Raw genomic sequence first — 11,112 nt, 5'->3', positions numbered from 1 at the left:
CCGTGGCGGACAGCTCGGTGGCGGCGTACGCGGCCGGGCCCGCGACCGAGGCGACGACCGCCGCGGTGAGGGAGGCGGCCAGCAGCCGTACGCGGTTGCCGGAGCCGTCGGAGCGGAAGACGATCAGGCCCACGACCGCGGCCACCATGACCACCGCGACGGCCGGCCACAGCCAGGTGTTCCAGTCCGTCGCCCGGCGCAGCAGCACGACCGCCCACACGCCGGTGACCGCGAACGCGGCCGGCAGTACCCACAGCCACCGCTTGTCCGCACGGAAGGCGCGCAGCAGCATCAGGCCGCCGCCCCCGCAGAGGGCCGCGATGCCGGGGGCGAGCGCGGTCGTGTAGTAGGGGTGCATCGTGCCCTCGGCGAGGCTGAAGGTGAGGTGGTGCAGAGCGGTCCAGCCGCCCCACATCACCAGCGCGGCGCGCGTGAGGTCCGTACGCGGGGCGCGGCCGCACAGCACCAGGCCGCCGATCAGCGCGATGGCCGAGAAGGGGAGCAGCCAGGAGATCTGGCCGCCGAGGACGTCGTTGAACATGCGGCCGAGGCCCGCGGTGCCGGAGAAGCCTCCTCCGCCGCCGCCCCCGCCTCCGCCGTTGCCCTCGCCGCCGAGGATCCGGCCCAGGCCGTTGTAGCCCATGATCAGGTTCCAGGCGGTTCCGTCCGTGGAGCCGCCGATGTACGGCCGCTCGTCGGCGGGTACGAGGGAGACGGCCGCCGCCCACCAGAAACTGGAGACGGCCAGGGCCACGCCCGCGAGCAGCAGGTTCACGATCCGCTTCACCAGGCCGGTGTTCGCCGCGTACAGATAGACGGCGAAGACGGCGGGCAGGGCGATGTAGCCCTGGAGCATCTTGGTGTTGAACGCGAGGCCGAAGCAGGCGGCCGAGCCGAGGAGCGGCAGCAGCCTGCCGTTGTGCACGGCCCGCAGGGCGAGGGCCGCGCCCGCCACCATCAGGAAGACGAGGAGGGTGTCGGGGTTGTTGTCGCGGTTGATGGCGACCGTGATGGGGGTGAGGGCGAGGACGAGTGCGGCGACGGCCGCCGCGCCGTGGCCCCAGACGCGCTTCACCGAGGAGTGCAGGATCCAGATGGTGCCGAGGGCCGAGGCGATCAGCGGGGCCATCATCTGCCACGTTCCGAAGCCGAACACCCGGCAGGACAGGCCCATCACCATCAGCACGAACGGCGGCTTGTCGACGGTGAGGAAGTTGCCCGCGTCCAGCGAGCCGAAGAACCACGCCTTCCAGCTCTGTGTGCCGCTCAGCACGGCCGCGCTGTAGAAGCTGTTCAGGCCGGAGGAGGACAGGTTCCAGGAGTACAGCACCGCCGCGAGGACCATGATCCCGAGCAGGGCGGGCAGCGACCAGCGGGGCGCGGCCTCCGGCGGCCGTACGGGCGTGGCGGGCGGTGGCGGCTCGGAGGCGGGCGCCGACGAGGTCGCGGCCGGCTCGGCGCTGTCGCTGGTGTGGGGACGTGGGTCGGTGGCAGATGTCACCACTGCACCGTGCGGTGGCGGCATGGGCGCGCACTGTGGCATGCCTGGCAACTGCCTGTGAATCCGGGCAGGGGCGGGTAAAGGGGCGTGGCGCAGTGCGAACGGCGAACCCCCGGCCCGCACCGGGCCGGGGGCTCGCCGCGCTCGGCCGACGTCTACCAGATCGCCTCGACCCACTCCGGGTGGTCGATGAACGGGTTCCGGTTGCCCTGGTAGTTGTTGTAGACGAGGTCGTTGCGGCGCTCTTCCCAGGCGTCCGGCGGGTCCTCGTCGTTCCAGGTCTTCAGTACGGAGAGGCGGCCGTGGAAGCGGCTGCCGCCGTTGGTGACCAGGTCGTTGGGCTCCAGGTTGGGCCAGCCGTCGTCGCCCTCGTACCGGACGGCCATGTAGAGGATCATGCGGGCCACATCGCCCTTGACCGCGTCGCGGGGCTCGAAGGAGTTCGAGTCGACGAGGCTGCCACCGCTGTTGGTGAAGGTGCTGCCGCCGTTGTCGAAGTCCAGGTTGCCGCGCCGGGCGTTGACCTGGACGTCCTCGGCGCGCAGGTGGTGCAGGTCGGTACCCGGGCCGGCGGAGGTGCCGAAGTCGCCGTGGGACTGGGCCCACACGTGCTCGCGGTTCCAGTTGCCGGTCGAGCCGCCGTTCAGGGACTTGCTGCGCGAGATGCCGCTGTACAACAGCTTCACGTTGCTGCTGTTGTTCGGGTCCTGGTCGGTGACCTTCAGGGCCTCCCAGACGGCCGAGTAAGACAGCTTCGTCTGGGGGGTGATGATCGTGTGCAGGGAGGACTTCAGGGCCGTGCCGGTCTTGCCGACCGCGTTCTTGTAGTACGTGCTGTCGTAGGCGGTCGTCGTCGCCGAGGCGGGGCTGGCGGTGGCCGCCGGGAGGACGATACCGACGAGCACGGCCGACGTCGCGAGCGCGACCGACTTCCAACTGCGTATCCGCGCAGCGGGCATGAGGGGTGTCCCTTCCCAGAGGGCCGCGCAGCACGAGGAGTTGGTTCGGGGAGCCTCGTTCTACGCGGGTTGACTGTGTGGGTAACCGAGAGATTGGCATGGACGGGTCAGTCCGTGTGTTACGAAGGGAAGGCGATTCGGTGACGTTATGACTAACGGCACAACCCCCGTGCCCCCAGTCTCTTCGGCATGCTCCGACGAAAGGGGAGACCCCAATTGACGTGCGGAATCAGGCGTGCTGCGCCCGTGTTTCGCCGGTTGCGCCGGCGGCCGGCCGCCGGAGTTCACAGGCGGCGCCCAGCTGTCTCGCAGCTGTCCGCGATGCTGGTGTCGAACACGATGGCGACCTGGGGAGAGTGGAGGCGGATCAGGTTGACGACCTGCTCGAAGAGCGGAAGCAGTGGCTCCGCCTCGCGGATCCCCTCGCCGACCGCCACCACGTCCCACGGACGCACGGTCAGGGCCGCGACGACGGTGGGCTCGGCCGCTTCGTCGTACACGGCCGCCGCCGCCGCGGCGGCGGCCGTGGGCGCCGAACCGGGCCAACTCCGCGTCGAGGGGCCGCACGCAGCGCCTCCCCGTCGACGCCGGGTACCGCCTGCGGGTCGTGTCCGATGACAAGAACGGACGGCGTGGCGTCCCGCTTATCCGGCAGCGAGCAACCTCAAGGGGCGGTCGTCCGTCTTCTCAGGGGTGATCGCGCTCGCCGTGACCCGGTCCACCCGCCCACACCACACACCGGAAAGCCATGCTGCCCACCAAGAAGAGACCCGGCCAACCGAATAAGACAACGGCCGGATAGTTGATATCCATGGTCTCGCGGGTGCTCCCGCGAATAAGAAGCGCGTTCGTGTCCACCAGGTGGCGCCGACCGAGGGTGATTCTGTTGGCCGCGGTGAGTGTCGCGGCCGTCGGATTCATTCTCGCGCTGGAGGTCGCCTCTCGTGGCTACGGCCTGCCGGGGCCGATCACCAACCAGGCGCGAGAGGTGATGTTCGCGCCCAAGTCGGGGCCGCTGCTGTACGCCAGTATGGCGTTGTTGATGGTGGTGCTCACCTGGCGGCAACGGTTCATAGCGGCCGGTGTCGCGATCGGAATCGACGTCGTCTTCTTTCTGGTGCGGTGGGTTCTCGACGCCAAGATGATGTTCGGCAACGGCGCGCTGTGGGTGCTTCTGGGCTGTGCGGTCATCGCCGTCACGCGCCGCACCGGCCGTGAACGGGCGCTGCTGCTGAAGGGTGTCGGGCTGGGCCTGCTGCTGGTGGCCGGGCGCAAGACCGGCGACGCCTGGCTGCTGATCACGTCCAAGACCCGCCCGACGGTGCTCGACCCGTATCTGGCGACCGCCGACCACGCGCTGGGCAACCCGTCGTGGCTGGTGGGCCGGATGGTCAGGGCCACCGGCCCGATCGGCTCCCATCTCCTCGACTGGATCTACACCCAGCTCGCGGTGGCCGCGGTCTGTGTCGCGCTCTACCAGCTGCGTCACGTGGCCGCCGTGCGCCGCTTCCCGCGCCACCACCTGGTGCGCACGTTCCTGGTGATAGGCCTCCTCGGGCCGGGCATCTACATGATCTTCCCGGTGGTCGGACCGGTCTTCGCCTACGGCCCCGGCGCCTTCGGCACCGGCGGCGAGCACTGGGCGCTGGCCAACCTGTGGCCCGACACACCGCCGCCGATCGGCGCCCCGCACTCGATGCCGTACGACGAGATCACGCCTCGCAACTGCATGCCCAGTCTGCACACGGCGTGGGCCACCGCGATTTTCATTCATTCCCGCGGCGGGCCACGCTTTCTGCGATACGCGGGCACGTTCTGGCTGATCGCCACACTCGCCGCGACGCTGGGATTCGGCTACCACTACGGCGTGGATCTCATCGCCGGTGTCGTTTTCACGGTCACCATCGAGGCGGCCCTGCGCACGCTGGACCGCGGCTGGGACCGGTCGGGAATCCGGTTGGTCGTCCACGGTGCGACGGTGTTCGTCGCGCTCCTGCTGGCGTATCGCTTTCTGTCGCTGGAGATGGCCCGACACCCGTGGGTGTTCGGGCCGCTCCTCCTGCTGATGATGGCGTCAGTGGTCTACGGCTACGTACGGATCGACCGACGGTGGGCGACGGAGGCCGCGCCGGAGCGGCAGCCGGAGGCGCACCCCGAACGGCATCCCGAACGGCACCCGGAACTGGTGCGTGTTCCTCAGCCCTTCAGTCGCTCCCGCAGCTCGTCGACATCGGCCAAGAACCACGTCTGACGGTTGCGGTTGCATTCACGGACGAAGTCCCGCAGGGATGTACTGGCGGTCGTGTGGCGGGAGATGTCGCCGATGACGGCGAGGCCGACGCCGTACTGGACGAACTTCTGGATGATGTCGCCGGCGACACGGGTGCGCAGTTCGAAGAACGCCCCGTCGAAACGCTCGACGGGGACGACGACCCAGGCGGCGCCCTGGTACCCGGCGTTGCCGATGAGATCCAGGGCGTCGCTCTCCCGGGCGATCGCCTCGCCCTCGGGGGCGCACATCAGGACGGACACGTCGTGGATCGTCTGCAGGGTGGTGGTCATGGGTGTCGAGGCTACTGCCCGGGTTCTCGCGAGGCCGCAGGGCGGTTGCCGGCCTCGGGACGCTGTGGGACGACTTCACTCCGCCGGGACGAGCTTTCCGAACTTCGCCTTGTACGAGCGGAGTTGCTCCTCGTACGCCCCCATGAACGACCGCTGTTCGCCGGGGCTCATGGTGGTGCCGGGCACCCTCGGTGCCGGGAAGAGCTCCGGTATCTCGTGGTACACCTCGACCACCGCGGCCCATCGATCGCCGCCCTGGGCCCTGGCCGTGACTAGGTACTCGTGCAGCGACTTCAGTTCGACGCCCACCAGGCGGGCGGGCACATCCTTCGGTGGGGGCGCTGCCGGCCCGGGCGGTGTTCCGGAGGGGGCCGCGAGGAGGTGTAGCGCCCTCAGGGCGGCGTACAGTCGCCCGGCCCTGGCGTGATCGTCCAGTGTCGTACTTGCCGTGCCTTCTTCATGCCCATGGCCTCGCCCCGATATGAATCCCCAGTTCTGCGAACGCACGTACAACCATCGCTCATACTTGCGAGTCGACTGAGGTGAGCCCGCCAGGGGCGGGTTCCAGTCGCTCAAGGGGATGGGAAGGGTTTGATGACTCACCGGATATCGGGGGTATCCCGGGTGTCGCGTACGTCCAGACGGACACGTGTGGTCGCTGCGGGGATCGGGGCGGGGATGATCGTGACGTCGGCGGCCACGGCGTTCGCGCCGGCCGCCGCCGCGGCACCGACGCCGCGGGTCACCTGTACGTCGAAGCAGGCCGGACTGGCCGAGAAGCTGCAGAAGGACATCACGGCCGCGCTGGCGAAGCGGAAGGGGACGGTGGCGGTCGGGCTGTACGACCGGGTCACCGACACCACCTGCACGCTGCGGGGCGACACGGCCTTCGACTCGGCCAGCGTCGTGAAGGTGACGGTGCTCGCCGCGCTGCTGTACGACGCGAAGAAGAAGAACCGCTATCTCACCGACCGTGAGACCAAGCTCGCCACCGCCATGATCACCAAGTCGGACAACGACTCCACCAGCACCTTGTGGAGGCAGCTCGGACTGACCAAGATCAAGGCGTTCCTCACCGCCGCCAAGATGACCCAGACCAAGCCGGGCGCGAACAACTACTGGGGCCTCACCCAGATCACCGTCCGGGACGAGCAGCGGTTGCTCGCGCTGCTCACCGCGAAGAACAGCGTCCTGAGCGACAACGCCCGCGCCTACGTCCTCAAGCTCATGAACAAGGTCGTCGCCGGGCAGCGCTGGGGAACCCCCGCCGGGGCGCCCTCCACCGTGAAGGTGCACGTCAAGAACGGGTGGCTGTCGCGCGCCACGCACGGCTGGCGGGTGCACAGCGTCGGCACGTTCGTCGGCGGCGGGCGGGACTACACGATCACCGTCCTCACCCACGGCAACCCCGACATGCAGTACGGGGTCAACACCATCCAGGGCGTCGCCAAGGCCATCCACAAGGATCTCGTGCCCGTCGCGAAGAACGCCTCGGGTGCGCCGAGCGTGGAGCGGTACGTGCCCACCGACCGGCCCCAGGAGGCGACCGTGCCGGTGCCGGAGGCCGGGACCGGCAGCGGCTGATCTCCGGACGTTCACGGCGAGGCCATCCGTGGATCACCGGCGTCGTCCTACCGTGACGCCATGCCTCTCAGAAGCCTCGTCGCGACCTTCACCGCGGGCCTGGCGGCGGCCACCACTTTCGCCGCCGCCGGGCCCGTCCACGCCGACTCGCCGCGGAGCCACGCCTGTTCGTCGTCCGTGTCGGTCGAGGCGTACTCCGACGCCCTCGACAAGACGACGTACGAGGGCACCTTCGTCGGGAACCTCTCCGGCCTCGCCGTCGACCACGACGGCTCGCTCCTCGCCGTCTCCGACCGCTCCTCCCTCTTCACCCTCGACGGCCGCACGCTCCGGCCGAGGGGCGTCGTCCCGCTCGCCACGCAGACCGGTGCCGCGCTCGACTCCGAAGGGCTGGCCGTCGACCGCGACGGCACCCGGCTCGTCACCTCCGAGACCGAGCCGTCCGTCCGGCGGTACGACCGGCGGGGGCGGCTCCTGGGCAGCCTTCCCGTGCCCGAGGCGCTGAAGGTCGCCCCGGCCGGGCGGGCCGTCGCCAACCAGACCTTCGAGGGGCTCACCCTCCTGCCCGGCGGGCGCACCCTGCTCGCCTCGATGGAGGGCGCGCTCAGCGGCGACACCGCCGGGGCCGTCCGCTTCCAGACCTGGCAACGACAGGGCGGCGCACGGGACTTCAGGCTCTCCGCCCAGTACGGCTACCGCACCGACACCGGACTCGGCGTCGTCGAGGTGGCGGGCCTCCCGGGCGGGCGGCTGCTGGTGCTGGAGCGGGGCTTCACCGCCGGGGTCGGCAACACGGTCCGCCTCTACGCCGCCGACACGCGCGGCGCGACCGACACCGGCGGCGTCGACGTCCTCACCGGGCAGGACGGTGACGGCGTACGGCTCGTCCGCAAGACCCTCCTCGCCGACCTCGTGAACTGCCCCTCCCTCGGCGCCACCGCCAAGCAGCCCCAGCCGAATCCGCTGCTCGACAACATCGAGGGGATGGCCGTCACCGGGTCCTCGCGGTCCGGGGGGCGGGGGCCGGGACGGCTGAACGTGGTGCTGGTCAGCGACGACAACCAGAACGCCGTACAGACCACCCGGTTCTACTTCCTCCGGGTCCGCGTGGCCTGAACTCCTCCGGTCCCGTGGTGGCCCCGGCCGCCTCGGTCCGGGTGGCCCGAGCCCCCGCCCTCGCCCGTACGCCGCTGAGCGCTCGTCAACTCTGCCGCTCGCAGTCGCAATCGGCCGGCGCCCCGTCCTCCAGCAGGCCGCTCTTGGCGGTGAGATAGGCGAGTTGGGCGCGGCTGTTGCTGCCGAGCAGGTCGCCGACCTTCTTGAGGTGGCTGGCGACGGTCCGGGCGCTGATGCCCAGCCGGCCGGCGATGGCCGCGTCGGTGTAGCCGTCGACCATGAGGCGCAGCACGTGCAGCCGGGTCTCGTCGGTGAGGAGCGGGGGGCGTTGCTGGTCGTGCTCGTAGACGACCGGCTTCGCCCGCTCCCAGGCGTACTCGAAGGCCGAGACCAGGAAGTGCACCACGCCGGGGTCGGTGACCTTGAGGGCGTGCGTGCCGTGGTCCTTGCCCATGTCCGGGATGAACGCCAGGGCCCGGTCGCAGATGATCATCCGGTCGAAGACCTCGTCGACCGTGCGCACTTCGACACCCAGGTCGGTGACCTGCTTGATGTAGTCGAGGGTCGGGCCGTGGGCGCGGACGGTGTGCTGGTAGAGCGTGCGCTGCTTGACGCCCTTGCGGTGGGCCTCCAGCGTGCGCGGCAGGGCCTTGAGCAGCACCTCCTCGGGGCGTCGGCCGCCCGGGTGCGCGGTCAGCAGCTCGTTCCTCGTGCCCCGGATCGCCTCGTCCAGGGCGGCGGTGATCGCCGGTGCGGGCGTGAGGCGCTGGGAGGATTCGCTCTCCATGCGGCGGGCGGTGCGGTAGACGCTCTCCGCCTGCGACATCGACGCCTGTACGGCGGCCAGGGCCTGCCGCTGTTCCAGGATCAGCCGCTCCATCGGGTGGGCCAGCGCCGCGGTCGCCACCGAGGGCGGGATGGGCACCAGCGACTCCGGGTCGTCCACCGCGGGGGCCACGAGTCCGAACGCGACCACACACCCGGGCGCGTCCGCGCGCGGGACCCTTCCCGCCAGCAGGGCGGTGCGATAGAACTCGATGCCCTCACCGCAAACCACCGCATGGGTCTTGGCGCCCCCGCGTATGTCCGACTCTCCGCACATGCCCGCCCCCTTCAGATTCCTGCAGTGCACGATCATGACCCCTTCAATCGCTTCCGGCAACCGGCGGACCACGGCATGCTCTTCATGTGGGCAGCGGCGGAGAGCCGCAAGTCCGAGAATTCTTCTGGGGGATACGGGAAATGAAGTACATGCGCAGACTGGCCGGGGCGCTCGCTTTTGTCGCCGCCGCGGTGCTGACCCTTTCTGCCGCCGCCGGGACGGCGGAGCGCACCACGGTCGCCAACGCCCAGGCGTCCAACGCCCCGGGTGACCCCGGCTGGCCCTGATCCATGGCGCCGACCACGTCAACGCGGGTACAGCCCACGTAAACGCGCGTAGATCTCGTAGGGCGATCACGCGGTGCTCGCGTGACGCCCGTCCGACGCTCACGCAGCGCTCGTCGTACACCTACGCAGCGCTCGCCCGATGCTCACGCGGTGCTCGCCGGGCGCTCACGCAACGCTCGCACCCGGAGGGCTGTGACTGACGGATTGTCAGGTCGGGCGCCGAGTGTGTGAGTTCGCAGAGAAAGCGGTTGACGGGGACCCGTCCGGCCGGATCGACATCCATTCGATGTCCGGTGAATTCCGCCTGCCGTTCATGGGTTCCGGTAGGTCGGTTTCAAATTGAACCAACGAGGGAGACCGAGGAAAATGACCACCGCCATTGTCGCACCGAAGTGCCTGGTGTGCGACACCGAATTCGAGGTCCAGGAGGACTGGGAAAAGGGGGAGATCACCGAGTGCACGGCCTGCGGCCAGGAGCACGAGGTGGTCGAGAGGTCCGCCGCCGGTGCGCGTCTCGATCTCGCCCCCGAGGTGGAAGAGGACTGGGGCGAGTGACGACCGCCGATGAGGTCCTGCTCTCGGTGACGATGCTGCGGCCCGAGGAGAAACTGCTCCTCGGGGCGCTGCGGGCCGAGGGACTGACGGCCCGGCCGTTGCTGATGGAGGATCTGGCGGACGTCGTGGCGGGCCGCACCGGCGGCCCGCCCGCTCTCGCCGTGATCCGCAACCTGTCCCACCGGGACGCCATCAGCGTCTCCCGGCGGCTGGAGTACGCCGGGGTGACCACCTTCAACCGGTCCTCCGTCATTGAGGCGTGCAACGACAAGGGACTGCAGTCACTGCTGTTCGCACGCCACGACATCCCGCATCCGGTCACCCGGCACGCCTTCAGCTACGACCAGGTGCGGTCGGCTGTGGGGGAGTTGGGGATGCCGGCCGTCGTCAAACCCGTGAGCGGGTCATGGGGGCGGGGGGTCACCAAGATGGCCAACGCGGAGTGTGTCGAGGCGTGGGCCGGGGGCCGGGAGTCCGCGGACGCCACCGGGAAGCTGTTTCCCGTGGTCGTGCAGGCGTACGTCGACAAGCCGGGACACGATCTGCGGGTCGTGGTCGTGGGACGGACGCCCGTGGTGGCGATTCAACGGGTGTCGGACGACTGGCGGACGAACACGCACCTGGGGGCTCGTGTCCAGCGGGTCGAGGTGACCGCCGAGATCGACAAGTTGTGTCAGCGGGTGGTGGATGTGCTGGGGCCCGGGTTCTACGGGGTGGATCTGGTCGAGGACCGGGTCGCCGGGGAGCTGCTGGTCCTTGAGGTGAACGCGAATCCGGAGTTCGCCAAGTCGTCCGCGATGCACGGGGTGGATGTGGCGGGCCTGTATGCGGCGTATGTGGCCGAGCGGCTCGCTGTGCCCGCCGGGGTCTAGCCGCGGCGTTCTTCCTCGCCCCCGCCGCCCCTACCCGTCCCGTCCGAGGGGCTGCGCCCCTTCCCCCTCCGTCTGCGGGTCCGGTGGGGGCTGGTCGCGCGGTTCCCCGCGCCCCTGAAAAAGCAGAGGCCGTGGGCTCTTGCGGGCGCGGGGAACTGCGCGACCGACCCCCATTCACCCGCAGACACACATGGAAGAAGAGACCACCACATGGAACTGTTCGACACCTCCACCGTGCTCACCCGCGTCCTCACCTCCGGTGTGGTGATGAGCATCGAGAAGAGTGACCGGGAGCTGCCCGGTCTGGAACGGCTGCTGACGAAGAAGACGAGGCGGAGCAGAGCCGTTCTGCTCAACAGCCGTACCGGGGCGATACATGCCGCGCTGGCCGGTCAGGGGATCGGCCACGGGGACAGCGTCGCCCTGGCGGAGCCGGACGCGCAGACCGCCGCGTTCCTGGCCTGGCTCGGCGTGCGCGTCACGGCGTACGACGGGCCGCCGGCGTACGACCACATCGCGCTGGACCCGGCCAACGCCGACCGGCTCGGCGAGCTGGCCGCGGGGGCCGGCGCGC

General features: G+C 69.9%; 12 protein-coding genes and 1 pseudogene. 7 read left to right on the top strand and 6 right to left on the bottom strand.

The window, feature by feature from the left end; translation table 11 throughout:
* The 3 genes from AWZ10_RS39250 to AWZ10_RS55580 all read right to left on the bottom strand — a co-directional run.
* The coding region (locus AWZ10_RS39250) for an ArnT family glycosyltransferase (RefSeq protein ID WP_208618634.1) at positions 1–1,501 on the bottom strand (1,501 nt) is incomplete at its 3' end.
* Positions 1,502–1,656: 155 nt separating this feature from the next.
* Positions 1,657–2,460, bottom strand: a complete 804-nt coding sequence (locus AWZ10_RS39245; RefSeq protein WP_046703907.1) for an endonuclease I family protein — start codon at positions 2,458–2,460, stop codon at positions 1,657–1,659.
* Between the two features lie 284 nt (positions 2,461–2,744).
* Positions 2,745–2,960 (bottom strand): hypothetical protein, encoded by a 216-nt coding sequence (locus AWZ10_RS55580; RefSeq protein ID WP_060903271.1) that lies wholly within the window; start codon positions 2,958–2,960, stop codon positions 2,745–2,747.
* Between the two features lie 311 nt (positions 2,961–3,271).
* Here AWZ10_RS55580 and AWZ10_RS39235 point away from each other — a divergent pair, with 311 nt between their 5' ends.
* Positions 3,272–4,711 carry a phosphatase PAP2 family protein gene (locus tag AWZ10_RS39235; protein WP_079104627.1) on the top strand — a complete coding sequence of 480 codons (1,440 nt, stop codon included), beginning with the start codon at positions 3,272–3,274 and terminating at the stop codon, positions 4,709–4,711.
* On the opposite strand, the gene AWZ10_RS39230 is transcribed toward AWZ10_RS39235, so the two are convergent.
* Both AWZ10_RS39230 and AWZ10_RS39225 read right to left on the bottom strand, forming a co-directional pair.
* Positions 4,657–5,022 carry a DUF4180 domain-containing protein gene (locus tag AWZ10_RS39230; RefSeq protein ID WP_046703906.1) on the bottom strand — a complete coding sequence of 122 codons (366 nt, stop codon included), beginning with the start codon at positions 5,020–5,022 and terminating at the stop codon, positions 4,657–4,659. The genes AWZ10_RS39235 and AWZ10_RS39230 overlap by 55 nt on opposite strands.
* Positions 5,023–5,097: 75 nt before the next feature.
* Positions 5,098–5,346, bottom strand: a complete 249-nt coding sequence (locus tag AWZ10_RS39225) for a hypothetical protein (RefSeq protein WP_060893427.1) — start codon at positions 5,344–5,346, stop codon at positions 5,098–5,100.
* 354 nt (positions 5,347–5,700) lie between these two features.
* On the opposite strand from AWZ10_RS39225, the gene AWZ10_RS39220 reads away from it, so the two are divergent.
* Together AWZ10_RS39220 and AWZ10_RS39215 are read left to right on the top strand one after the other, a co-directional pair.
* The gene (locus AWZ10_RS39220) at positions 5,701–6,606 is read left to right on the top strand and encodes a serine hydrolase (protein ID WP_173531475.1); all 906 of its coding nucleotides are present in this window, start codon (positions 5,701–5,703) and stop codon (positions 6,604–6,606) included.
* Between the two features lie 60 nt (positions 6,607–6,666).
* On the top strand, positions 6,667–7,722 hold the full coding sequence (locus tag AWZ10_RS39215) for an esterase-like activity of phytase family protein (protein WP_046703903.1): 1,056 nt from the start codon (positions 6,667–6,669) through the stop codon (positions 7,720–7,722).
* 85 nt (positions 7,723–7,807) lie between these two features.
* Here the strand turns inward: AWZ10_RS39215 and AWZ10_RS39210 are convergent, their stop codons facing one another.
* Positions 7,808–8,824 (bottom strand): LuxR C-terminal-related transcriptional regulator, encoded by a 1,017-nt coding sequence (locus AWZ10_RS39210; RefSeq protein ID WP_046703915.1) that lies wholly within the window; start codon positions 8,822–8,824, stop codon positions 7,808–7,810.
* 140 nt (positions 8,825–8,964) lie between these two features.
* On the opposite strand from AWZ10_RS39210, the gene AWZ10_RS51940 reads away from it, so the two are divergent.
* The 4 genes and pseudogenes from AWZ10_RS51940 to AWZ10_RS39195 all read left to right on the top strand — a co-directional run.
* Positions 8,965–9,111: a hypothetical protein gene (locus AWZ10_RS51940; RefSeq protein ID WP_159015028.1), complete on the top strand. Its 147-nt coding sequence runs from the start codon at positions 8,965–8,967 to the stop codon at positions 9,109–9,111.
* 366 nt (positions 9,112–9,477) lie between these two features.
* Positions 9,478–9,666: a hypothetical protein gene (locus AWZ10_RS39205; protein WP_060893426.1), complete on the top strand. Its 189-nt coding sequence runs from the start codon at positions 9,478–9,480 to the stop codon at positions 9,664–9,666.
* Positions 9,663–10,538, top strand: coding sequence for a RimK family alpha-L-glutamate ligase (locus AWZ10_RS39200; RefSeq protein ID WP_060893425.1), 876 nt, complete (start codon positions 9,663–9,665; stop codon positions 10,536–10,538). The genes AWZ10_RS39205 and AWZ10_RS39200 overlap by 4 nt, the downstream gene beginning before the upstream one ends.
* 210 nt (positions 10,539–10,748) lie before the next feature.
* A pseudogene (locus AWZ10_RS39195) lies at positions 10,749–11,112 on the top strand (degT/DnrJ/EryC1/StrS aminotransferase); the annotation flags it as partial.

The organism is Streptomyces europaeiscabiei (assembly GCF_001550375.1).
Lineage (GTDB): Bacteria > Actinomycetota > Actinomycetes > Streptomycetales > Streptomycetaceae > Streptomyces > Streptomyces europaeiscabiei.
The sequence above is the reverse complement of the archived record's forward strand: the minus strand, read 5'-3'. Positions and strand labels throughout refer to the sequence as shown.